The sequence below is a fragment of the Candidatus Poriferisodalis sp. genome, assembly GCF_965208555.1.
GTDB lineage: Bacteria > Actinomycetota > Acidimicrobiia > Acidimicrobiales > Poriferisodalaceae > Poriferisodalis.
Map to the genome: position 1 here is coordinate 258658 of NZ_OZ242342.1, position 22030 is coordinate 280687.

Below are 22030 nucleotides of genomic sequence, written 5' to 3' on the forward strand. Positions count from 1 at the left end.
GACTCCATGATTGCGGCCACCGGCATCGACCTGCGTCTCGGCGCGAACGATGTCCTGTCCGGGGCGCAGCTCAGTACGCGTCCCGGACAGGTGGTCGGCCTCATCGGGCCCAATGGCAGCGGCAAGTCATCGTTGCTGCGGTGCCTGTACGGGATGCTCCGCCCACACCGAGGCGCCATTCTCATCGACGACAAGGCGATCGAGTCGCTGCCGCAACGCGCAGTCGCACGCGCCATCGCAGTGGTGACCCAAGACGCCGCTGCCGACGGCGTCGACATCACGGTCGGCGAATTCGTGCTGCTCGGCCGCCACGTTCATCGCGGCGACCATCAGGGCTTCACCGACGACGATCGCAAAATCGCTCTCGAAGGACTGGAGCTGGTGGACATGTCGGGCTTCGCCGAGCGAAAGCTCCACGAGCTGTCCGGCGGGGAGCGCCAGCGGGTGATGATCGCCCGGTGCATCGCGCAACAGAGCCCGGTGATCCTGCTCGACGAACCCACCAACCATCTCGATGTCCGCTACCAGCACGAGGTGCTCACGCTGGTACGGCAGCTCCAGAACGACACCATCGTGGTGCTCCACGACCTCAACCTCGCCAGCCGCTACTGCGATCACCTCGCCCTCCTCGATCACGGCAGGGTCGTGCATCAGGGCCGTCCCGAGGATGTCCTGCGAAGCGAGGTGCTCGAACCCGTCTACGGCATCGAGGTGCGACGACTTGCGGACGGGCAGCACTCCTACCTCGCGTTCGGCCCGCATGCTGTGATCGGCAGCAAGCGATGAACACCGCGCCGAACGGCTGGGCTTCCCCTGCCTCCATACGTGTCCAGATCTGCCGCGGTTGCTGCTGCGGCACCGAGCGGAAGCACCCCGAGACCGACCACGATCGGCAGACCGCCGCTGTCTCGGCCGTCGCTCGAACTCGCGTGGTGGACTGCGTGGACGAGTGCGCCTACTCCAACGTCGTGGTTGTCCGCCGCGGCGACGGGTCATCGGTGTGGCTCGGTGGCATCAACGACGCCCTGCTCACTGATGCACTGTGCAAGTGGCTTGTCGAAGGTGCCTCGCAGCCGCCGCCTCCGGTCCTTCAGTCGAAGGTCTTCATCCGCAAGTCAAGTGCAGTCGGGGCAGATTCCGAAGACGTCGAGCCGGTGGGTGCTCGGCTGGAACCCGCTGGTGTCCAGCGCCTTGCCGAGTGATGTCTCGAGGCTGCGTTCGTCCGCAGCGGGCATGAAGAAGTCGTCAACCATGCCGCACACGGTGCAGATGGTGTGGTGATGACGGCCGATGATGTCCTCGGAGAACTCGTAACGAGTCGGGTCATCGATCCCGACAACACGCCGGACGATGCCCACGCTTTCGAGGTCGGCCATGTTGCGGTACAGCGAGCTCTGAGTAAGGCGAGGCCGGAGCTCGAGCATCTCGGGGATAGTCGCCGGCCGAGCGGCGCGCACGAGCAGCTCCACGAGTTCTCGCCGACCCTTGGTGTAGAGCTGCCCGGCGTCATTCAGGCGGGCCGACACCAATTCGTGAGTCTCGGCGAGTCGCTCGCCCATCAGCACATTCTACCGAGGCCGGTTGCGCCGGCTTGAATGCACTACGCCGTCTCTAGACGGTGATCCGGCCAACGAATGCGGCGATTTCATCGATCACCTCGTCTCGGTTCGTCTCATTCACCAGTTCGTGGCGAGCGCCTTCGTAGAGGCGGATGGTTTTGTCCTCGCTGGGCATCGACTGCACCGCCTCGAGCGAGGTGCGGTAGTCGACGAAGGGGTCATCGGTGCCGTGGCAGAACAGCACCCCCATGGTGAGAGTGCTGACTTGGGCCCGGAATCGGTCCAGGGCGACGACCTCGGCTTCAAGCAAGGGCCGCTTGTACCGGCCCCGGTAGATGAGCGGATCGGTGGCGTAGGCCTCGACTGCGGCGGTGTCGCGGGACATGCCCGAGAAGTCGGTCGTGGCGGGAGGCAGCTCTGGCTGCGCCAGAACCTCCCGGGCCCAATTCCAGTCGCCGATCACCGCGCCGAGCAGGACGATGCCGGCGACATCGTCGGGGTATTCCTGGGCAAACCTCGAAGTGAGCAGCCCGCCCATCGAGTGCCCGATCATCACCACCGGCAACCCAGGATGCTCGGCCTGCGCGATGTCGACGAGCGTCCGCAGGTCGTCGACCACGTGCTCGAAGTCGGTGATGAGCGCCCGCTCGCCGTCGCTGCGACCGTGCCCCATGTGGTCCTCGCCGTAGATCACCGCGCCATCGGCCATCAGCCGCTCGGCCAGGTGGCCATAGCGTGCCGCGTACTCGGCGTAGCCGTGCACCACCACCGCGATGTGGAGCGCGGGGCCTTCGGGCACCCATCGCTCGTAGTGAATCGATCCCTCTGACCCAGCGAACATCGGCACGGGCGCGGTTCTAGCACCCCCGCACACCGGCGCCCTTCGTGCTGAGTCTCGTAGGAACCGTTCTCATTCCGGTTAGAGTCCCGGTCCGGTTTCCATCGTCGAAACACACCCACATGAGCACGACACCCTACGAAACCCCGCACACCCTGGAACGGGTTGGCGAGGCCCAGCTCCCGACGAAGCACGGCCTGTTCACGATCTTCGCCTACACCGGAGCGGGCGCAGGCGAGCACGTGGCCTTGGTCTTCGGCGAACCGCACTCGCGTCGGAGGGTGCCTGTGCGTATGCACTCCTCGTGCGTCACCGGCGACGTGTTCGGCTCGTTGCGGTGCGACTGCGGGCAGCAGCTCGAGCTCGCGATCCAACACGTGACCTCCTCAGGGGCCGGCGCGATCCTCTATCTCGATCAGGAGGGCCGCGGGATCGGGCTCGCCAACAAGATCAGGGCCTACCAGTGCCAGGACACCGGCTTCGACACCGTGGACGCCAACACCACGCTGGGTTTCGAGGCCGATCAGCGTGACTACGCACCCGCGGCCTGGATCCTTCGTGACCTCGGCATCACTGACGTCGAGCTGCTCACAAACAACCCCCACAAGGCAGACAGCCTCCGCGAGAACGGGATCACCGTGGAACGCGTGCCTCTCGCTGTCGCGCCGAACCTCTACAACCGCCGATACCTCGAGACCAAGGCCCGCCGACTGGGCCATCAACTTCCCACCACGAACGGGCATGACCCGGCGTGGTCACAGCAGCAGAGGAGTTTCCCGACAGATGAGCACCTACACGCTTGAACCCATGCCGTCCACCCACGTGGGTGAGGGCAGCGTCGCCGAGCTCGCCCAGCACGTACGGGCGCACGGCAGCCGTGCCTTCGTGGTGAGCGACCCGGGCGTGCGCGCCGCGGGCATTGTCAACACGGTGATCGACGCGCTCACAACCGATGGCCTCGAGTGGACGGTCTTCGACGACGTCGACCCCAATCCGACCGATGCCAACGTCGCCGCCGGGGTGGAGTCGCTTCGAGGGTTCGGCACCGAGGACGTCGTGATAGTGCTCGTCGGCGGCGGGTCGGTCATGGACTGCGGCAAGTACATCGCTATGGCAGCCCCGTCAGGCATCGAGGACTCGTCGCTTGCCTTCTCGCCCGAACTCGACGACGCCGACCGGATCGACTTCGCAACCCTGGCGCCCCCGGCTCGGGCCAGTGCGCCGTGCGTGCCCACGATCGCCGTGCCCACCACCTCCGGCACGGCGTCGGAAACCAACGGCGGCGGCCTGATCACCCGGACAGAGGACCATCGCAAGCTGACCTTCAGCCATCCCGACGTTCGGCCGCGCGCTGTCGTGCTGGATCCCCTCTTGACCGTCGGGCTGCCGTCGGGTGCGACTGCGGTGTGCGGCATGGATGTGCTGACGCACGCCATCGAGGCCTACACGTCCACCGCGTCGAACCCCTATGCCGACGGCCTCGCGCTGCAGGCCATCCGGCTCACCGGGCAGTGGCTCCCCCAGGCCGTCGCCGTCGGCAGCGATGTGCAGGCCCGGGCGTCAATGCAGATCGCGTCCCACCTCGCGGGCCGCGCATTCTCGTCGGGCCCGCTGCTCGGGCTCGTACACGCAACCGGTCACCCCGTCTCGGGCACGTTCGGCGCGGCCCACGGGCAGACGCTCGCCACCATGCTCCCTCACATCATGCGCTTCAACCTCGAATCGGTCTCCGATCGCTACGCCGACGTGGGCCAAGCGCTCGGCGTCGCCCGCGACCCGCTGGCGGCCGTCGAGGCGGTCGAGACGCTGTCCGCGACCGTCGGAACGGACCGCAGTCTCAGTGACCTCGGCGCCAAGACGCAGGACATCGACGGGCTCACCACCGACGCGTTGCGCGACCTCATCATCTTGAATACGCCGCGCTACCCGAGCCGGGAAGAAGTCCATGCGCTGTACGAACAGGCGATGTAGGTGAGCCAGCACGATCGGCCCGCTTCGGAGAGGCTGGGTAATCTCGCCGTCATGGACGTCGCGGATGCCAAGAACATCGTTCGTGCCGAGATCGAGCGCCTCACGCCGGCGCTGCTGGATCTCTCGCACACGATCCACGCCAACCCCGAACTCAACTTCGAAGAGCACCACGCCCACGAAGCCCTGACCGGCGTGTTAGAAGACAACGGGATCGACGTGACCCGTGGTGCGTACGACATGCCGACGGCGTTCGATGCTCGCGTCGGCACAGCTGACGGCCCGACGGTCGCTGTGCTGTGCGAGTACGACGCACTCCCGGGGATCGGCCATGCGTGCGGTCACAACATCATCGGCTCGGCAGGGCTCGGCGCCGGCATCGCGGTGGCGAAGGTTGCCAAGGCTCTCGGCGGACGGGTCGCCATCCTCGGTACGCCCGCCGAAGAGGGCGGCGGCGGCAAGGAGTTCATGGTCCGCCGCGGCGCCTTCGACGATGTCGATCTGGCGATGATGGTGCATCCCGCCGATCGCGACCTCCGCACGTTCCATGCGATCGCTATCCAGCAGCTGCACGTGACCTATGACGGCCAGGCGGCCCACGCTGCTGCCTCACCGCACCGGGGCCGCAACGCTCTCGATGCGGCGGTACTCGGCTACAACGCGGTCGCCGCGCTGCGCCAGCACATTCGGCCCGACGAGCGGATCCACGGCATCTTCACCGACGCGGGCGACAAGCCCAACATCGTGCCGTCGCGCGCTGCCGCCGAGTGGTACGTGCGCAGCCACAAGATGGCGAGCCTCGAAACGCTCAAGGAGCGGGTGCAGCGTTGCCTGCAGGGAGGCGCCGACGCTTCTGGGTGCGAGATGCAGGCCGAGTGGATCGATCCGCCCTTCTACGACATGATCGACAACCACCCCCTGCTCGACGTCTACGTGCGCAACGCCATGGATGTCGGGCGTCACCCGTTGCCCTCAGAGGAAGGGTCGATGGTGGTCGGATCGACCGACATGGGCAACGTCAGCTACGCCGTCCCGTCCATCCACCCGATGATCAAGGTCGCCCCCGAGGGCACCCCGATACACACGCCGGAATTCGAGGTGTACACGGGTCGCGAGGAAGGCGACCAGGCAGTTATCGACGGTGCGCTCACCTTGGCGCTCACCATGGTCGACTGCCTGGCCAGCGCGGACACTCGCGAAGAGATCCGTGCCGCGTTCACGGCTGCCGCATAGGTTCATCGAACGAGCACCACAGGAGCGAGCCTGGCAATGCCATTGACCCAGTACCGCATCGATCGCGACGGCGCCGACCGTCTCCTCTTCCTCATGCACGGCTATACCGCCGAGCAGCACCACCTCGCGTCGTACGTGCCGTTGGTGGATCCAGACGAGCGCTTCACCGCGATCGCACCGCGCGGCCCGATCGACATGCCCGATGGCGATGGCGCGGGCTGGTGGTCGATCGACCTTGAGACCTTCGAAATGGATCTCTCACAGTTCATGCCGTCACTGGAGATGATCGAGTCATTGATCGCCGAGGAGGCCGACAAGGCAGGCGTTCCACTCGAGCGGTGCATCGTGGGCGGATTCAGCCAAGGCGGTTACCTGTCGCTGGCGCTCGTTGGGAGGCCTGGTGCGCCGCGCTACGCCGGCGTGTGGGCCATCTGCTGCGGTCTTCCGAGCGCACTGGGTCTCGACGTCGATCTGTCGGGCGGCGACGGCCGGCCTGCACTGTTCCAGTGGGGCACCCGCGACATCTTCATCGGCCAGGAGCAACCCAAAGAGGTGATCGCGGCCCTTGGCGACGGCGGGTGGGATCTGCGCCACCACGCCTACGACATGGCCCACAGCCAGACCATCGAGATGATGATCGACGCCCGCGAGTGGCTCGCCGGCGTTCTCTGAGCTGTCCTTCTAGAGAGCGAGTTTGACCAGGCCTCCGTCGGCCCGACCGACCAGGAGGCAGTCCTCGCTCACCCACCGGAGACGACTGGTCGCCTCATCAGACTCCAGCGCAGTCAACGGCGACAGGTCCTGACCGGCGCGGGTTGGGGCCGCCCACACAATGGTGCGGCCATCTCCTCCCCCCGTGGCGACAGACTTGCCGGAGGGATCCCAATCCAGGTCCTCAATGTGGTTGTCATGGCCGGAGGCAGCGGCCGGCGCGGTACCCGCAGGTCCCTTGCCGCCGAAGTCCCAAACGGTGAGCTCACCGAGGCACGCAACCGCTAGCCATCGGCTGTCGTGGCGGAATCCGATTCGCTCGATTTTGGACGGATAGCCCGACATCGAGAGGTCCTTGCCGCTCCAGAGCCGCCACAGGTGCACGGTCGCGTCTTGGGCTCCTGCGCAGGCCCATGCCCCGTCGGGAGACATCGCCAGCGACAGCAGCGATCCCTTCCAGTCGAAGCGACGTCGGCGGCCGGTCCGTGGCCCGACTACGTCGTGCCAACCGATGCCGCCGTATGCGGTTGCGCCGACGCGGCTGCCGTCGGCTGACCAGGCGACTGCTGTCACCGTCGAGGGCTGGTCGTCGAAGTCGTGGAGAAGCGCGCCGTCGAGGTCGGTGATGAGCAAGTGCCGGCCCGCGCCGATCGCAAGCACAAGCGCGTTCGGCGACCAGGCCAGTGCCGTCACCCAGGCCGATGTGTCGACAACGCCCTGAGTAGCTCCGGTGCAGTCGTAGATCCGCACGCAACCGTCCTGGCCCCCGACCGCCAGGCGCCTGCCATCGGATGACCAGGCAGCGCTCAGCACTCCCATCTCGTGGCGTTCCAGCGCTGTGGCCGCACCGTCGTCGATGTCGATAAGGGCAGCATCACCGCCTAGGGATCCCACCACCGCCTGGCCTTGGTCCCGGTAAACCTCGAGGACCTGCACGTAGTCGTCGACGTCCACCCGCCACTGTGCAATCGGTGATGTCGCAGCGTCGGTCATACCAGGCAGGACCTGAAGCTGGCCTCCAGTGACTCTCGGTCGAGGTTGCGTCCGATGAACACGAGACGGTTGCGTCGTTCCTCGCCGTCTGCCCACACTCCTTGAGGCTGGCCGTCAAGCAACATGTGGACGCCCTGGAACACATACCGCTCGTCCCAGCCAGCAATCGACAGGATGCCCTTTGAGCGGAAGATGTCGGTTCCCTTCGTGCGCAGGAGATCGCCCAGCCATTCATTCAGCCGGTCGATATCGAGGTCGCCATCGGCTTCGATCCCCACCGATGTCACGCTGAGGTCGTGCTGGTGTTCGGCATCGGGGTCGAGGAACTCGGGATCGTCGGCCAACACACGATCGAGCGAGAACGCGCCGACCTCGAGGATGGCATCAAGGTCGACCTTTCCGTGCTGAGTCCGGATAATCGGCGGCAGTGGGTTGATCTGCCGGATGCGGGTTTCCACTTCGTCCAACTCGTTGTTGTCGGCGAGGTCGATCTTGTTGAGCACGACCCGATCAGCGAACGCCAGCTGCTCGACGGCTTCGTTCTCGACCCCTTCGGGCTTCTCTTCGTCCAGGTGCGGAACCAGATGCTTGGCGTCGACCACCGTGACGATGGCATCGAGCCGCAACTGGGCTGACATCTCATCGTCGACGAAGAACGTCTGAGCCACCGGTGCCGGGTCGGCCAGCCCCGTCGTCTCGATGAGGATCTGGTCGAACCGGTCCTTGCGCCGCATCAGATTGCCGAGAATGCGGATCAGATCGCCTCGAACGGTGCAGCAGATGCAGCCGTTGTTCATCTCGAAGATCTCTTCTTCGGCATCGAGGACGATGGCGTCGTCGATGCCGACCTCGCCGAACTCGTTCTCGATCACGGCAATTCGCTTGCCGTGCTGCTCGGTGAGGATGTGATTCAGCAACGTTGTCTTGCCCGCACCGAGAAATCCCGTCAGCACCGTCACAGGAACTCGCTCATCAACCATGCCGGAAATGGTAATGAGTCCCATTCCCATGCGCACGGTGGCCGCGAGCGCATGCGGGGTTGCTGAGCGTCTGCTAGGCGTCGGCGCGGATCAGGTCTGACGCCTTCTCAGCAATCATGACGGTTGCTGCTTGGGTGTTGGAGCTGACCAGGTCGGGCATCACCGACGCATCGCAGACCCGGAGTCCCTCCACGCCGCGGACCTTGAGATCCGCCGAACACACCGAGAGGTCACCCGAGCCCATCGCGCAGGTTCCGACTGGGTGATAGGCAGTGCGACCGAAGTCGCGTGCGTAGCGGATCAGCTCGTCCTTGGTGCTGCCGTAGGTCGCACCCGGATGGTGCTCGCCCTCGATGTAGCGCGAGAACGCCGGCTGAGTCATGATCTCGCGCGTCTGGCGGACACCCTCGATGCTGACGTCGACGTCGTAGTCCTCTGCGAGATAGTTCGGATCGATTAGGGGCGGTGCTGCCGGGTCGGCCGACGCCAGTCGAACCGAGCCGCGGCTGTGCGGCCGCACGAAGTAGGTATTGAGAGTGCAGCCGTAGCCGAGCCTCGTGGCCGTGACGCCGGCTTCGGCCCCTGCAGCGGGGAGGAAGTGGAACTGCAGATCGGGCGTCGGCGCAGAGGGATCGCCGTAGGTGAAGGCGCCGCCCTCGACAACCGTCGAGGTCAGCGGGCCGCGCCTGCCGGCGGCATAACGAACGAATGCAAGGACGCTCTCTGGCCCGAAGCGGAGCAGGCGGTCAACGGAGATCTTGTCCCTGAGTGAGTAGACGACATCGAGGTCGCAGTGGTCCTGGAGGTTCCTGCCCACGTACGGCGACTCGACCACGGTGTCGATTCCCAGATCGCCGAGGGCGGAGGGGTCGCCGATGCCCGAGAGCAGCAGGATCTTCGGCGTGTTGATGGCACCGGCAGTCATGAGGACTTCGCGGTCGGCCCGGCGAGTCGAGGTCCGTCCGCCGGCCTCCGTCTCGACGCCGACGACGCGGCTGCCGTCGAGAATGAGGCGCCGGACGTGGCTGTGCAGCTCCACGGTGAGATTCGGACGGTTCTGGACGGGCTTCAGGTAGCCGGTAGCGGCGCTGCAGCGCTTCCGATCGCGATTGGTGATCTGGTAGGCGCCGACGCCGTGCTGTGACTCGCCGTTGAAGTCGTCAGTCTCAGGTATCCCGGCTTGTTTGCCTGCTTCGATGAACGCGACGGTCAGCGCGTGGAGATCGGGGAAGTCCGACACGCCCAGCGGGCCGTCGGTCCCATGCCACGGCCCGCCGAGCCGGGCATTGCCCTCGGACCGCACGAAGTACTGCTGAACTTCGGCGAAGCTCCAGCCGCTGCAGCCGTGCTGCTGGCTCCAGCGGTCGTAGTCCTGCGGGGCGCCGCGGGTGAAGACCTGGGCATTGATCGAACCGCCGCCGCCGAGCACCTTGCCCTGCGCGTAAGGGATGGTGCGGTCTTCGCAGTGCTGCTGGGGAGCGGTGGAGAACCCCCATTCGTAGGGTCCTGCGGTCAGCTTGGCGAAGCCGGCCGGGATGTGGATCAGCGGGTGACGATCCCGCTTGCCGGCCTCAATGAGCAGGACCGAGACGTCGGGGTTCTCGCTGAGCCGGGCCGCGAGCACGCAGCCCGCAGTGCCGCCTCCGACGATGAGGTAGTCATAGCTGCTGCTCATTGGATATGGCGCCGGGGGATGGTGGCGTTGATGGTATCGATCGCATCGATGACCTCGTGGGCCACCCAGACACGAGATCGGCCGGCACGGTGTTCGCTCAGCCGCAAGATGCCAGCGTCGGCGAGCTGGTGCAGGATCTGCGAGGCGCGACCCGGTGTCAGTTTGTACGCGGATTGGACTTCGCCAGCGGTGATGGCAGGCGTTCCGAGCAGACCGTCGAGAATCTGCGAGACAGCAGATCCCTGACGGGTGCGGACGCGCTGGCGATAGGTGTCAGCGATATCAGCGATGCGTGCCACGAGGCGGACCGCAGCGTGTGCACCGTCATTGACCGCGGAGGCAAACACGGTGATCCAGTCGTCGAGGTCACCCCGGCGGTATGCGGTGAGGCCGCCGACGTAGCCGTTCGGGTTATGCAGAAGTCCGTGCGCGACGGGCACCGGCGTTGTCGCCGTCGCAGATCCGGAGTCGAGCAGTCGGTGGATCAGCAGCCGTCCGATGCGGCCGTTGCCATCGACGTAGGGATGGATCGTCTCGAACTGTGCGTGCGCGATCGCGGCGTGCACGATCGGGTGCACATCGCGTCGGGCAGCGAAGCGCACTAAGTCGTCCATCAGCCCGGGAACCTGGTCCCACGGCGGGCCTTCGAAGTCTGCGCTCTGGCGACTCTGACCGATCCACACCGCACAGTCCCGCCACGCGCCGAGATGCTGCCGCTCCATTTCCGGATCCGCCGCGAGCAGGCTGCGGTGGCGACTGTGGAACCAGTCCTCGCTCAGATCATCGGTACCGCGTTGAGTGTTCAGCGCGACCGTGACGTTCGCAGCGACCAGCTCCGTCGGGACCGGATAACGGCCCCGATCAGGATCGTCGTCGAGATCGGCGAGTGCTACCGCCAGCGATTCGCTGGAGGTCGTGATGTGCTCGATCTGCGAGGAGGCGACTGCGTCGGCACGGATGAGCACGGCGCTGAGATGACCGAGTACGCCAGTCGTCGCCGCGGCGCGGTCGCGCAGATCACTGATTGCCCGCGCCGCTTCAGCCAGCGCCTCGCCCGTGGCCCGCTGAAGCGCGGGAATCGCGAGCTCCCCGATGTGCGGAGGCACAGTCTGCGTGACCGTTATGGTGCGCGGGCTCTCGTCATCCCACGATCGCCACAGCTCGTTCTCCACCGTTGCGCTGTGCAACTGGGCTTCCGGCCATCGGGGCACTGGCTGCCTCCATACCTCAACACGATCCATTCAATGTAAGGTTATCACCAATTATCTAAACTTAGAATGCAATGGTTTAGGTCGATCAAATGCTGCGATGGGAATAGCACCAGCGGGCGAATTACCCTTGCCGATACGCGAGCGGCCTTCTTGGGGACGGCGATGTCGAAGACGTACACGTTGCCATACACGCTCAAGGAGCCCTCGGAGGAAACCGAGCACATGTACCTGGCTGAGGTTCCGGTGCTGCCGGGGTGCCGAGCATGGGGCGAGTCCGCTGAGGAGGCGCTGCACAACCTCGATGGTGTCGCGGCGGACTTCATTGCGTCGTACAACGAGCATGGCGACGAACTGCTTGAGTCCATTGCCGCTGCGGGTGAACTCGTCGTTGCGGTGTGACGTATCGGGAACTGACGCGGAAACTGAACTCACTCGGCTGCGAGGTCGATTGCCAGTCGAGAGGTTCTCACGGGCCTGAACGCTCAGTCCCCGCACCCCGCTCCGGCGACGTGAACGCATAATCGACGGGATCGGCACCGGACAATCAACCACAGGGAGACCGCCGTGCCCCGAAAACGACTCGCAATCGACGAGGCGACCCGCTCGAAGGATCTCACTGGCACGACCTACATCGTCACCGGCGCCAACTCCGGAGTGGGCCTCGAGACCACCCGTCAGCTGGTGACCCAGGGTGCTCATGTGGTCATGGCCTGCCGACGGGTCGAGGCCGGCGAGGAGGCATCTCGTAGCTTCGCCGGCCTCGCCGGAACGCATGAGGTCATGCGGCTCGACCTCGCCGATCTCCACTCGGTTCGCGAGTTCGCGGCTGCATTCACCGCCGAGCACGATCGTCTCGACGGGCTCGTGTGCAATGCCGGCATGGTGAACATGCGTCGTGACCTGGAACGAACGACGGACGGATTCGAGTCGACCATCGCCGTGAGCTACTTCGGCCACTTCCTGCTGACCGAACTCCTCCTCGACACGCTCAAGGCGACCGCACCGTCACGAATGGCGATCCTGTCCTCGGTCGTGCACGCGGGAAGCCCCAAGAACCGGCCGCAGCTGGTACTCGACGACCTCAACTACGAGCGGCGCGACTTCAGCGGCATGCGCGCCTACTGCGAGGCGAAGGTGGCGACGGTGCTCTACGCCGCAGAGCTCGCCCAGCGGCTGGAGGGCGCGGACGTCTCGACCTTCTCTGTCCACCCCGGATGGGCCCGATCGAACTTCGGATCAGGCGGCCCCCTGCCGATGCGTATCGCAATGGCGATCATGCGGCCTCTCAGCCGGCTCGTGTCCGACAGCAACACGGAGTCGGCCCAGACGACACTCCATTGTCTGTTATCCGACGATGCGCCCCGGCACTCCGGCGCCTACTTCAGCCAGAGCAGCGTTCTCTACCGCGACAAGGAGTGCCGGAACGGTGGCTGGCCCATGGACACGCCGAACCCGAACGCCAGGAACATGGACACCGCGAGGCAGCTCGTCGCGGTGAGCTATGACCTCGTCGGATTGGACAATCCCTCGTCGGCCAACAGAGGCGATCAGGTCAGCGAGTAGCGGATCGGCAGGCTCTTGTGCCCGCCCACGAAGGTGGTCTTCATGGTGGCAGGATCTCCAGCCAGCTCGACCGTGGCGAGTCGAGGAAGCACGTGGGCGAACAGGTTCCGCAGCTCAAGCCGAGCGAGTTGCGCGCCCAGGCAGAAATGGACGCCGTAGCCGAATGAGATCTGGCGGGCGGCGTTGTCGCGCTCGATGTCGAAGCGCAGTGGATCGTCAAAAACATTCGGGTCGAGGTTCGCCGCCTTGTACGACAGATACACCCACTCCCCCTCGGCGATCTCCTGCCCGAGGATCTCCGTGTCGGCTTGGGCGGTGCGCATGAAGTGACGCACCGGTGCAGTCCAGCGGAGCATCTCCTCGACTGCGTTGACCATCAGCTCGTCGGGAGCCGACTGCAGCTTCGCGAGTTGATCGGGGTGCTCGATCAGTGCCTGCATGCCGCCGGCCATGGCGCTCGAGGTGGTGTCGTGTCCAGCGGTCGCCGCAATGATGTAGAGACCCATCGTTTCGAGATCAGGAAGTGTCCGGCCGTCGATCTCGCCGTTGGCGATGGCGCTTGCCAGGTCGTCGGTACTCTCAGCCCGCCGGGACGCAGTGAGCTGCGAGAAATACGCGTTGAAGTCGCCGATGACCTGTGCCTGCACCTCGGGGCTGACCTCGCCGCGCTGGAGGTCGGGATCCTCCTGGCCGAAGAGCTGTTGCGTCAGCATCAGCATCCTCGGGTAATCCGATTCGGGCAGTCCCAGGATCGCGAGGATGACCTCGAGCGGGTACGGCAGCGCGACCTCCACCGCGAAGTCAATCTCCCCTCGTGCGGATTCGAGCTTGGCGATGGCCTTCGCGCTGAGCTCATCGAGGCGCGGCTCGAGCCGGCCCACCGTCCGGGGCTTGAACCAGTCGGCGATCACCGTGCGGTACTTGCCGTGGTCGGGGGCATCCATGTGGATCAGCGACTTGATCACCGCCTGGCGCCCTTCGATCTGAGCGTTCGTCGCCAGCACGGGCTCAGGGCCATTCGTGAACAGGCCGGGATCGCGCTCCACCTCCAGGACCGCAGCGTGATCGATCACTGCCCAGAACGGTCGGAATCCTTCGCGCTCGATGCGATGGATCCCTCCTTCGGCATGAAGCGCGAGCGCTGTCCGGTTCCAGTCGTCAAGATCACCCCAACGGTGGTTGTCGCTGAAGATGTCGTTCGGTGCCGGCGCACCGGCTCTCTTCTTCACCAATCACTCCTCCGGTCCACCGCCGTGCGTCCCGCAGCCCGATCCCCGAACCATCACGTTGCGTAGCTTGTCATCTGACAGGCGAGAGAAGGGCGTTGGGAATGGTGAAGTACGCGGACGGGCCGACGACCAGTGTCGAGGTCCACATCGATGCACCGCCGTCAGTCGTGTGGCCCCTGCTGTGTGACATCAACGCTCCCGCTGAGTTCTCCCAGGAGTTCCAAGGCGCCGACTGGGACGACAACGGCCCGGCTCTCGGGGCGACGTTCCGGGGCCGGAACGAGCACAAGGTCGTCGGCGAGTGGAGATCGACCTGCACCGTCACAGCGATGGACCACGAGCGCTCGTTCGAATGGACGGTCGGTGATGTCGACTACCGGGCCGCCCGCTGGCGCTTCGACCTCGAGCCCGAGGGCGAGGGCGACGGGAGCATGCTGAGGTTCACCGCCGAGATCGGGCCGGCGCCGTCAGGTCTCAGCCCGGCCATCGAGCGCATGCCCGACCGCGAGGAGGACATCGTCGCCAAGCGCATGGGCGAGCACAACACCAACATGAGTCGCACTGTCGAGGGCTACAAGCAGCTCGCCGAAGCCCGCCAAGCGCGCACGTCGTGACCGATCTCGACATCGGCGTGCTCCCGGCCGGCCTGGATGCCGCGGGCTTCGACTACATCCGCAGCGCTGAGCAGCTCGGCGTCGACTCGGTGTGGATGCCCGAGGCGTGGATGTACGACGCGCTGACCCCGCTCGGCTATCTCGCTGCGATCACCGACCGCGTCCGGCTTGCCACCGGCGTCGTCCAGCTCGGCGCCCGCTCCCCGGCGATGCTGGCGATGTCCGCCCTCGCGCTGGCGAATATGTCGGAAGGTCGCTTCGTGCTCGGTCTGGGCACCAGCGGACCTCAGGTCATGGAGGGCTGGCACGGTGTCCGCTTCGACCGGCCGGTCACCCGCACCAGCGAGACCATCGACATCATCCACAAGGTCTGCTCGGGCGAACGGCTCACCTACGAGGGCAAGGTGTTCGAGCTTCCCCTGCCTGACAGCCAGGGCCGGTCCCTCCGCTCGCCGGTGGCCGGCGCATCCATCCCGATCTACATCGCGTCCATGGGGCCAGCCAACCTCCGACTCACGGGCGCCAAGGCCGACGGATGGATCGGCACTGCGTTTCTGCCCGAGTCGGCCAACGTGTTCACCGACCACATTCGTGAAGGCGCCGAGTCATCGGGGCGATCCCTCGACGACATCGAGCTGACGGTTGCGGTGACCCTCGACTTCTCCGACGAGCCCGAGGCAGCGGCACGGCGCCATGCCGACGGCTACGCATTCACCATCGGTGCCATGGGGTCGTCCTCGACGAACTTCTACAACCAGGCGTTCACCCGGCAAGGCTTCGGCGACGCAGTCGAGGAGGTGCAGCGACTTTGGCAGTCCGGTGACCGGGAGGCGGCCGCGGCAGCAGTGCCCATCGAGATCGGGTTCCGCACGAACCTGCTGGGCAGCGACGCCGAGGTGAGCGAGCGACTCCGCGCCTACCGCGCGTCGGGGATCCGCACCCTGCGGGTTCGGGTCGATACGGACGACCCGACCATCCGGCTGGACTCGCTCGCACGACTCATGGACCTAGTGCGTGCCGTCAACCACGAGTGAGGCATCAAAGGCTGACCCGCCGCGATCAGGCGCTCCAGCCGCCGTCGACGTGGATGGTCTGGCCGGTGATGTAGCTGGCCCCGGCGCACAGGAACAGGCACACGTCGGCGTACTCCTCGCCGGTGCCGGGACGCCCCAGGGGCAGCGCTGCCGCGTCCTCGAAGACCGACGGCCACTTGAGCGGGAAGTTCGTGGAGTCGGGATGGACATAGCTCGGCGAGATCGCGTTCACCCGAACGTCGGGAGCGAGGCCGCGGGCGAGCTCCTTGGTCAGCGTGATGACGCCGCCCTTGGCCACGCTGTACGGCGAGCTCGACCCGCCGCCGCGCCAGCCGGCCATCGAGGCCGTGTTGACGATCGCGCCCTTCGACTCCTTCAGGAACGGCGCCGCAGCGTGCGAGGTGCGGAAGGCCGACAGCAGGTTGATCGACAGCGCTTCGGACCAGAGCTCTTCGGTCTGGCTGTCGAGGTCCTCGGGCCCGATGCGCGTGAGCGTCACCGGGTGGCCGGCGATGTTCACCAAGTAATCCAGGCCCCCCATCTGTGCAGCGGCTGCCCGCACCATCTGGCGCGCCGCGTCCGGGTCACGCAGATCGGTGGGCGCAGCGAACACCTCGAGCCCCTCCCGAGCCAGCGACGCGGCTGCTTCACCGAGCCGGTCGCCGTCGAGGTCGGCCAAGGCCACGGTCGATCCCATCTCGGCGAACTTGCGAGCAGTGGCCAGGCCCAGGCCACTGGCACCGCCGGTGACAATGGTCCGCCGTTGGCCGAGATCGGCAGAAATCATGGGCTTCCTCCCTCAGAACCGGTCGCCAGTGGCGAGCCACCTGTGGCAGCCCGCCCGCCGTGTGCGGTCGTACAGTCAGTCAACCAGCATCACCCATCGACTCAGCGAGGAATCACATGCCAGCCGTCGTTGACCTCGAAGCCATCGTCGTGTCAGTGCCCGCGGAAGGGAACGCCTTCACCGAGACCGACACCGAGGACATATTGCTCGTGCTCGTCACCGACGAGGACGGCCGGATGGGCTTCGGGGAATGCGCCTGCGCTCCCGGCGTGCTCAAGGAGCTGATCGAGTTCCCGAGCGAGCACTTCTGGGCCAACGGCATCACCGAGCACGTCATCGGCAAGGACCCGATCGAGGCGCTGGCCATCTATGACGGCATCTACCACTCGAGCTTCTACCACGGCCGCCGAGGGCTGCTCATCAACGCCCTGTCGGCCGTTGACATCGCCCTCTATGACCTCGCCGGCAAGCAGCTCGGCAAGCCGGTCTGGCAACTGCTGGGAGGTGCCCGCCAGCCGGGGGCGCGGCCGTACGTGACCCTGTATCCGGGCGACACCAGGGGTGAGCCGACCGGCGTGATCCTGGACAAGATGGAAGGGATCGTCGACCTTGCCCGGCAGTCGGGCTTCACCGCAATGAAGCTGCCCTTCGTCGGGCTCACCGAGCTGCCCGATCACCAGGTAGTCGATCTGGTCGGCCAGCTCCGGGCGATGATCGGCGACGACATCGTGCTGGGCACCGATCCCGGATATCGCTGGACCCACTGGCAGGAGGCGCTCTGGGTCCTCAACCGCCTCGACGACCACCGGGTGTACTTCGCCGAGGTGCCGCTGCGCCACGACGACATGGAGGGGTACCGCCAGCTCGCGGCCCGCTGCCCGCTGCTCATCGGCGCAGGCGAGTTCTCGACCGGCCGCTGGGAGGCCAAGGAGTGGCTCGACCATGCCAAGGTGCCGTTGCTGCACTGCGGCATCAGCCGGGCCGGCGGCTTCACCGAGATCGCCCGCATCTCGGAGATGTGCGAGCTCGCCGGGGCCCTGCTGATGCCCCACAGCTACGCCACGGCCATCTCCGACTACTGCAACCTCCACATGCAGATCGCGAGCATGCAGATTCCGATGGTCGAGTTCCGTACCATCGAGCCGGTCACCTCGATTCTGCGCCGCGACCTCGTCCACCCGGCGATGCCCGAGATCGTCGACGGATGGGTGGCGCCGCCGACCGCACCCGGCCTGGGCCTCGAGCTCAACATGGATCTGGTCAACCAGTTCCGAGTCCAGCCCTGATCGAGACCGCCAGCGAACATGGCACGTGAACACTCAGACCTGGGGAGCTGGATACGCCGGCTCCGTGAGCCCGATCCGAGCCTGTCGCTCAAAGACGCGCTGGATGCGATCGATGCCGAGGCGTTGGACAGCGCAGTCGGCTTCGCGGCTGAGCACTGCCGGCGCTACATCGCCACCGCTGGTGAGGACGACGGCTGGGACGGGCCGCGGCCGATCCTGATTTTGTACACGACCGGTCGCCGCTCAGGGCAGACCCGCCGCAATCCCCTGCTGTTCTTCGACCACGACGGGCACCGCTTCCTCGTGGCGTCGAACGGGGGTGCCGACGCAGACCCGCTGTGGCTCGGCAACCTCGTGGCTGATTCGCGGGTGCACGTGAGGGTCATGGCCGAGGTGTACGAAGCCACAGCCCGTGTGGCCAACACACCGATCCGGAACGTGGTGTGGCCGGCGCTCGTCGAGAAGTACCCCATGTTCGCGGACTACCAGCACCGCACGTCCCGAGAGATCCCGTTGATCGAGCTGGTGCCCACGAGCGAGCAGGAGTGAGGCCGTTCGACCATGAGCTTCACGATCTCTCACATCCCGCCGGACACCTCCAAGCCGACCGTCGAATGGACCGTCGGTCAGCTCCTGGCCCGCGCCGCCAGCGAGGCCGGCGACCGGCTCGCGCTCATCGAGGGCACCCCGAATCGGGAGACTCGCAGGAGGTGGACCTACCGTGACCTGCAGGCCGAGGCCGAGCGCGGGGCGAGGGCGCTCCTCGCCCGTTTCGAACCGGGTGACCATGTCGCAATCGTCAGCCCGAACATGCCCGAGTGGACCTTTGTCCAGCTCTCGGCAGCTCTGGCCGGCCTGGCCCTCGTCACGGTCAACCCCGTTCTTCGACCCAACGAGATCAAGTACGTGCTGGAACAGTCCGAATCGGCGGGTGCGGTGGTGGCAGGCACCTACCGGGGTCAGAACCTGGAGGCGATCGTCACCGATCTCAGTGCCGAGCTCGGGCACCTGAGAGACGTCATCCGGCTCGACGACTGGGCACAGATTGCGGCCAGCGCCGACCCCGATGCGGAACTTCCGACCCCTTCGCCGCATGACCCGGTGATGATCCAGTACACGTCGGGCACCACCGGGTTGCCGAAGGGGGCCGAACTCTCGCACTACGGCCTCGTCAACTCGGCCGTGTTCGTCCCCGAACGCCTCCAGCGCGGAGCGGGCGAGGTCTGGCTGAATCCGTTGCCCATGTTCCATACCGGCGGCTGTGTCATGGGCACGCTGGGCGCCATGGCCAGCTTCGGGGCCCAGATCATGGTCGCCGACTTCGACCCGGCCCTGATCCTGCAGCTCATCGAAGAAGAGCGCCCCACCTATGCGCTCGGCGTGCCGACCATGGTGCTGGCCTTGCTCGAACACCCCGATTTCGCCACCCGCGACATCTCGTCACTGGAGGCGTTCTCCTCCGGCGGCACCACGGTCCCCCCGACACTGGTCGACCGCATCGAAGCCGAGCTCGGGGTCACTTACAACATGGTGATGGGTCAGACGGAGTCGAGCGGCGTGATCTTCATGAGCCATCTCGATTCCACCACCTACCAGAAGTCCCAGACCCTGGGCGTTCCGCTCATGCAGTGGGAGACCATGATCGCCGGCGACGACGGCAAGCCTGTCCCGATCGGCACCCAGGGCGAGATCTGTTGCCGTGGCTGGGGCGTGATGCGCGGCTACTACGACATGCCCGAGGCCACCGGCGAGGCCATCGATGCAGACGGCTGGCTTCATACCGGCGATCTCGGCGAGATGGATGCCGACGGCTACACCCGCATCACCGGTCGCATCAAGGACATGATCATCCGCGGCGGTGAGAACCTCTTCCCTCGCGAAATCGAGGACATCCTGATCACCCACCCCGGCGTGGCCGAAGCAGCCGTCATCGGCGTCCCCGACCCCAAGTGGGGCGAGCAACCCGTCGCCTTCATTCGATCGGACGGCCCCGCCCCGTCCGGCGCAGAGCTCACAGCGTTCCTGCGCGAACGCATCGCACCCCACAAGGTGCCCCGCCAGTGGTTCCCCATCGAGCAGTTCCCGCTCAATGCGTCCGGCAAAATCCAGAAGTTCCTCTTGCGCGAGCGCTACGACGCCGGTGGCTAGCCGACGCGGACGGTGAATTCGAGTCCGCCGGTGAAGGGCAGGGTCATCGTGCGGAGCTTGTTGGCGGGGTCGTTGAGGAACTCGAAGTAGGGCTGGTAGCCCTCGGCTGACGAGATGGTGTTGTCGGTGACGACGACTGCGCCGCCGCGCAAGGCTGGGGCGACCAGTTCGAGCGCATCGAGAGCGACGTGCCAGATGTCCACGAGCAGGAAATCGACCGGTCCCCCGCAGTCGACCAGCGTCTCGCGCAGATCTCCTTCCCGCAGCTCAATCCAGCTCGCCAGACCTGCCTCTTCGAAGTTGGCCCGGGCAACGGCAGCTTTGTCAGGCTCGTACTCGGTAGCGATCACCACGCCATCGTCATGACCGTTGTCTCGCACCGCAGCAGCCAGGTACAGGGTGGACACGCCGTGGGACGTCCCGGCCTCGACGACCCGGCGAGCGCCCAGAGCCCGGCAGACCTGGTAGCAGAACGTGGCCTTGTCGCGATCGAGCGCGACGAGCTTGTCAGCGAGGTACCGGCGCATGTCGTCGTCGAAGCCGCGCTGGGTCCGGTCCCGGCCGCTCTCCCGCCGCGCTTCGGTGAAGAACGCCGACGTCTCGGTGGCCTGCGCGTCGCTCTCGGCGTGCAGCCGATCGAGCAGTTCCTCGAGCACAGGGTCTTGCAAGGGCGACGTCATGCGGTTCCTCTCCCGTGCGCCGAGCGACCAAATCGGCCGGCCGCTCGGCACATTGCCGATCTTGACGTCCGGGTTCTACACCGTCGCCGTCGCCGCACCTCTGATTACCCCGGCTAGAAGGTGTCGTAGTACTCGCGTTGTTCCCAGTCGGTCACGGTTCCGCTGAACCGTGCCCACTCGGACCGCTTGAGGGTGACGAGGTAGTCGACGATCTCGTCGCCGAGCGTGTCGCGGTAGAAGGCGCTGCGGTCGAACGCTTCGATGGCATCGCCGAGGGTGCGCGGCAGCAGGGGCCCGGCCTCGGCCTCGTACGGCATCTCGCTGGGCGGAGGCGCCTCGATCTTCGAGTCGATGCCGTCGAGTCCCGAGAGGATCTGGGATGCGAGGTAGAGGTAGGGGTTCGCCGCGGGATCGCCGGCGCGGTTCTCGATCCTGGTCGCGGACCCCGGGGGCTCGTCGATGACTCGCAGCATGGCACCGCGGTGTTGGCGGCTCCACACGATCCGGTCGGGGGCAACCTTGTGCGGCCGGTAGCGCTTGTAGCCGGTGATGGTGGGCGTGGTGAGCAAGCAGGACTCCTCGGCATGTTCGAGCAGCCCGGCCAGATAATGGCTCGCCATCTCCGAGAGCGTCTCGCCGGGCACCGTCGGCGCGAACAGGTTGCGGCCGTCGTCGACAGCACTGACCGACTGATGGAGGTGCCAGCCGCTCGGGAAGGCGTCGTCATGTTCTGGTCTGCACATGAACGTCGCATGGAGGCCGTGCCGCCTCGCGATCTGTTTCACCGCAGCGCGGATGAGGACCGCCTGATCTGCCAGCTCGACGCCGTCGGCGGGTGCGAAGGTGAGTTCGACCTGGCTGGGCCCGAGCTCAGTCTCGATCGTGCGCGGCGGCAGGCCCAGCGCCGTGAGATGGCGTTGGATCGGCTCGAGCAGCGGTTCGATCTGATCGGAATAGTCCTCAGCCAGAAGGTCCCACCCCTCGTGAATGCGCCGGTGTTCACCGGAGCGCTCGTCGAGGCGGTAGAGATGGAATTCGATCTCCAGTCCGGCACGCAGCCGCATCCCACGGTCGGTCAGCTTGCGGTGCGCTTCGGTACAGATCCGGCGCGTCGACAGCACGATCGGAGCACCCTCAACGCTGTAGAGGTCACTGAGCAGCCATCCGGTCCCGTCGAGCCACGGCAGCACGCGAAACGTAGTGGGGTCCGGGACCATGACCATGTCGCGCGCTCCCATGGCCGAGGCGAGCGTCGGGCCGCCGTCGGGCTCCCAGATGCGGAACGCGTACTGACCGCCGGTGTCCTTGGTGAGCAGCGAACCCGGAAACGCGACACCGTTGCGCAGCGCCTGCGGGACGTGCGCCGCGTCAAGAACCTTGCCGTGCAACAGCCCATGCTGATCGGCGAACGACACCCGAACGCTTCGCAGCCCCTTGTCGCGGACCTGATCCTCCACTGCCGCCGCGGCGTCGGCCCAGTCCGCATCCCAGCGATCTTGGGGTTTCGTGGTGTCGGGCATC

Annotated in this window: 22 protein-coding genes; 12 read left to right on the forward strand and 10 right to left on the reverse strand. The window is 66.2% G+C overall.

What is annotated here, in order from left to right; genetic code table 11:
• The first annotated feature begins 6 nt into the window (after positions 1-6).
• Positions 7-786, forward strand: coding sequence for an ABC transporter ATP-binding protein (locus tag ACOGXE_RS01490; RefSeq protein ID WP_419932196.1), 780 nt, complete (start codon positions 7-9; stop codon positions 784-786).
• A 329-nt stretch (positions 787-1115) separates the two neighbouring features.
• On the opposite strand, the gene ACOGXE_RS01495 is transcribed toward ACOGXE_RS01490, so the two are convergent.
• Complete coding sequence (locus ACOGXE_RS01495) at positions 1116-1559, reverse strand: Fur family transcriptional regulator (protein WP_419865041.1); 444 nt, start codon at positions 1557-1559, stop codon at positions 1116-1118.
• A 52-nt stretch (positions 1560-1611) separates the two neighbouring features.
• Positions 1612-2400, reverse strand: coding sequence for an alpha/beta hydrolase (locus ACOGXE_RS01500; RefSeq protein ID WP_419933460.1), 789 nt, complete (start codon positions 2398-2400; stop codon positions 1612-1614).
• A gap of 119 nt (positions 2401-2519) precedes the next feature.
• Between ACOGXE_RS01500 and ribA the strand changes: the two genes are divergently transcribed.
• Genes ribA through ACOGXE_RS01520 form a run of 4 tightly spaced genes read left to right on the forward strand, consistent with a single transcriptional unit; the run spans position 2520 to position 6270 of the window.
• Positions 2520-3200: a GTP cyclohydrolase II gene (gene ribA / locus ACOGXE_RS01505; protein ID WP_419932197.1), complete on the forward strand. Its 681-nt coding sequence runs from the start codon at positions 2520-2522 to the stop codon at positions 3198-3200.
• The gene (locus tag ACOGXE_RS01510) at positions 3181-4368 is read left to right on the forward strand and encodes an iron-containing alcohol dehydrogenase family protein (protein ID WP_419932198.1); all 1188 of its coding nucleotides are present in this window, start codon (positions 3181-3183) and stop codon (positions 4366-4368) included. The genes ribA and ACOGXE_RS01510 overlap by 20 nt, the downstream gene beginning before the upstream one ends.
• A gap of 51 nt (positions 4369-4419) precedes the next feature.
• Positions 4420-5598, forward strand: a complete 1179-nt coding sequence (locus ACOGXE_RS01515) for a M20 family metallopeptidase (protein WP_419932199.1) — start codon at positions 4420-4422, stop codon at positions 5596-5598.
• Positions 5599-5634: 36 nt separating this feature from the next.
• Entirely contained in the window at positions 5635-6270 is a 636-nt protein-coding gene (locus tag ACOGXE_RS01520; RefSeq protein WP_419865045.1) for an alpha/beta hydrolase, read from the forward strand.
• Between the two features lie 9 nt (positions 6271-6279).
• Here ACOGXE_RS01520 and ACOGXE_RS01525 read toward each other — a convergent pair whose 3' ends face one another.
• The 4 genes from ACOGXE_RS01525 to ACOGXE_RS01540 all read right to left on the reverse strand — a co-directional run bounded on the left by ACOGXE_RS01525 (position 6280) and on the right by ACOGXE_RS01540 (position 11129).
• Complete coding sequence (locus tag ACOGXE_RS01525) at positions 6280-7302, reverse strand: WD40 repeat domain-containing protein (RefSeq protein WP_419865046.1); 1023 nt, start codon at positions 7300-7302, stop codon at positions 6280-6282.
• On the reverse strand, positions 7299-8282 hold the full coding sequence (locus ACOGXE_RS01530; RefSeq protein ID WP_323673294.1) for a GTP-binding protein: 984 nt from the start codon (positions 8280-8282) through the stop codon (positions 7299-7301). The genes ACOGXE_RS01525 and ACOGXE_RS01530 overlap by 4 nt, the downstream gene beginning before the upstream one ends.
• Before the next feature lie 73 nt (positions 8283-8355).
• The gene (locus ACOGXE_RS01535; RefSeq protein WP_419932200.1) at positions 8356-9957 is read right to left on the reverse strand and encodes a GMC family oxidoreductase; all 1602 of its coding nucleotides are present in this window, start codon (positions 9955-9957) and stop codon (positions 8356-8358) included.
• Entirely contained in the window at positions 9954-11129 is a 1176-nt protein-coding gene (locus ACOGXE_RS01540) for a Fic family protein (protein WP_419932201.1), read from the reverse strand. The genes ACOGXE_RS01535 and ACOGXE_RS01540 overlap by 4 nt, the downstream gene beginning before the upstream one ends.
• 201 nt (positions 11130-11330) lie before the next feature.
• Between ACOGXE_RS01540 and ACOGXE_RS01545 the strand changes: the two genes are divergently transcribed.
• A complete protein-coding gene (locus ACOGXE_RS01545) occupies positions 11331-11567 on the forward strand; it encodes a type II toxin-antitoxin system HicB family antitoxin (protein ID WP_419932202.1) in 237 nt (78 codons plus the stop codon).
• A gap of 165 nt (positions 11568-11732) precedes the next feature.
• The gene (locus tag ACOGXE_RS01550) at positions 11733-12731 is read left to right on the forward strand and encodes an SDR family NAD(P)-dependent oxidoreductase (RefSeq protein ID WP_419932203.1); all 999 of its coding nucleotides are present in this window, start codon (positions 11733-11735) and stop codon (positions 12729-12731) included.
• Here ACOGXE_RS01550 and ACOGXE_RS01555 read toward each other — a convergent pair.
• On the reverse strand, positions 12716-13960 hold the full coding sequence (locus ACOGXE_RS01555; RefSeq protein ID WP_419932204.1) for a cytochrome P450: 1245 nt from the start codon (positions 13958-13960) through the stop codon (positions 12716-12718). The genes ACOGXE_RS01550 and ACOGXE_RS01555 overlap by 16 nt on opposite strands.
• 101 nt (positions 13961-14061) lie before the next feature.
• On the opposite strand from ACOGXE_RS01555, the gene ACOGXE_RS01560 reads away from it, so the two are divergent.
• Together ACOGXE_RS01560 and ACOGXE_RS01565 are read left to right on the forward strand one after the other, a co-directional pair.
• Entirely contained in the window at positions 14062-14574 is a 513-nt protein-coding gene (locus ACOGXE_RS01560; protein WP_419932205.1) for an SRPBCC family protein, read from the forward strand.
• On the forward strand, positions 14571-15608 hold the full coding sequence (locus ACOGXE_RS01565) for an LLM class flavin-dependent oxidoreductase (protein WP_419932206.1): 1038 nt from the start codon (positions 14571-14573) through the stop codon (positions 15606-15608). Before ACOGXE_RS01560 ends, ACOGXE_RS01565 begins: the two co-directional genes overlap by 4 nt.
• 25 nt (positions 15609-15633) lie before the next feature.
• On the opposite strand, the gene ACOGXE_RS01570 is transcribed toward ACOGXE_RS01565, so the two are convergent.
• On the reverse strand, positions 15634-16395 hold the full coding sequence (locus tag ACOGXE_RS01570) for an SDR family NAD(P)-dependent oxidoreductase (protein ID WP_419932207.1): 762 nt from the start codon (positions 16393-16395) through the stop codon (positions 15634-15636).
• Between the two features lie 116 nt (positions 16396-16511).
• Here ACOGXE_RS01570 and ACOGXE_RS01575 point away from each other — a divergent pair, with 116 nt between their 5' ends.
• Genes ACOGXE_RS01575 through ACOGXE_RS01585 form a run of 3 tightly spaced genes read left to right on the forward strand, consistent with a single transcriptional unit; the run spans position 16512 to position 19829 of the window.
• On the forward strand, positions 16512-17681 hold the full coding sequence (locus tag ACOGXE_RS01575; RefSeq protein WP_419932208.1) for a mandelate racemase/muconate lactonizing enzyme family protein: 1170 nt from the start codon (positions 16512-16514) through the stop codon (positions 17679-17681).
• 18 nt (positions 17682-17699) lie between these two features.
• Positions 17700-18230 carry a nitroreductase/quinone reductase family protein gene (locus ACOGXE_RS01580; protein ID WP_419932209.1) on the forward strand — a complete coding sequence of 177 codons (531 nt, stop codon included), beginning with the start codon at positions 17700-17702 and terminating at the stop codon, positions 18228-18230.
• A gap of 12 nt (positions 18231-18242) precedes the next feature.
• Complete coding sequence (locus ACOGXE_RS01585) at positions 18243-19829, forward strand: AMP-binding protein (protein ID WP_419932210.1); 1587 nt, start codon at positions 18243-18245, stop codon at positions 19827-19829.
• Here the strand turns inward: ACOGXE_RS01585 and ACOGXE_RS01590 are convergent.
• Complete coding sequence (locus ACOGXE_RS01590) at positions 19826-20509, reverse strand: O-methyltransferase (protein WP_419932211.1); 684 nt, start codon at positions 20507-20509, stop codon at positions 19826-19828. The genes ACOGXE_RS01585 and ACOGXE_RS01590 overlap by 4 nt on opposite strands.
• A 113-nt stretch (positions 20510-20622) precedes the next feature.
• Positions 20623-22029, reverse strand: coding sequence for a glutamine synthetase family protein (locus ACOGXE_RS01595; RefSeq protein ID WP_419932212.1), 1407 nt, complete (start codon positions 22027-22029; stop codon positions 20623-20625).
• Between the last annotated feature and the right edge of the window lies 1 nt (position 22030).

Bases quoted from the DNA above. Each gene is read 5' to 3' on its own strand.
- ACOGXE_RS01490 (WP_419932196.1), top strand. From the start codon at position 7: ATGATTGCGGCCACCGGCATCGACCTGCGTCTCGGCGCGAACGATGTC.
- ACOGXE_RS01495 (WP_419865041.1), bottom strand. From the start codon at position 1,559: ATGGGCGAGCGACTCGCCGAGACTCACGAATTGGTGTCGGCCCGCCTG.
- ACOGXE_RS01500 (WP_419933460.1), bottom strand. From the start codon at position 2,400: ATGTTCGCTGGGTCAGAGGGATCGATTCACTACGAGCGATGGGTGCCC.
- ribA (WP_419932197.1), top strand. From the start codon at position 2,520: ATGAGCACGACACCCTACGAAACCCCGCACACCCTGGAACGGGTTGGC.
- ACOGXE_RS01510 (WP_419932198.1), top strand. From the start codon at position 3,181: ATGAGCACCTACACGCTTGAACCCATGCCGTCCACCCACGTGGGTGAG.
- ACOGXE_RS01515 (WP_419932199.1), top strand. From the start codon at position 4,420: ATGGACGTCGCGGATGCCAAGAACATCGTTCGTGCCGAGATCGAGCGC.
- ACOGXE_RS01520 (WP_419865045.1), top strand. From the start codon at position 5,635: ATGCCATTGACCCAGTACCGCATCGATCGCGACGGCGCCGACCGTCTC.
- ACOGXE_RS01525 (WP_419865046.1), bottom strand. From the start codon at position 7,302: ATGACCGACGCTGCGACATCACCGATTGCACAGTGGCGGGTGGACGTC.
- ACOGXE_RS01530 (WP_323673294.1), bottom strand. From the start codon at position 8,282: ATGGTTGATGAGCGAGTTCCTGTGACGGTGCTGACGGGATTTCTCGGT.
- ACOGXE_RS01535 (WP_419932200.1), bottom strand. From the start codon at position 9,957: ATGAGCAGCAGCTATGACTACCTCATCGTCGGAGGCGGCACTGCGGGC.
- ACOGXE_RS01545 (WP_419932202.1), top strand. From the start codon at position 11,331: ATGTCGAAGACGTACACGTTGCCATACACGCTCAAGGAGCCCTCGGAG.
- ACOGXE_RS01560 (WP_419932205.1), top strand. From the start codon at position 14,062: ATGGTGAAGTACGCGGACGGGCCGACGACCAGTGTCGAGGTCCACATC.
- ACOGXE_RS01570 (WP_419932207.1), bottom strand. From the start codon at position 16,395: ATGATTTCTGCCGATCTCGGCCAACGGCGGACCATTGTCACCGGCGGT.
- ACOGXE_RS01575 (WP_419932208.1), top strand. From the start codon at position 16,512: ATGCCAGCCGTCGTTGACCTCGAAGCCATCGTCGTGTCAGTGCCCGCG.
- ACOGXE_RS01580 (WP_419932209.1), top strand. From the start codon at position 17,700: ATGGCACGTGAACACTCAGACCTGGGGAGCTGGATACGCCGGCTCCGT.
- ACOGXE_RS01585 (WP_419932210.1), top strand. From the start codon at position 18,243: ATGAGCTTCACGATCTCTCACATCCCGCCGGACACCTCCAAGCCGACC.
- ACOGXE_RS01590 (WP_419932211.1), bottom strand. From the start codon at position 20,509: ATGACGTCGCCCTTGCAAGACCCTGTGCTCGAGGAACTGCTCGATCGG.
- ACOGXE_RS01595 (WP_419932212.1), bottom strand. From the start codon at position 22,029: ATGCCCGACACCACGAAACCCCAAGATCGCTGGGATGCGGACTGGGCC.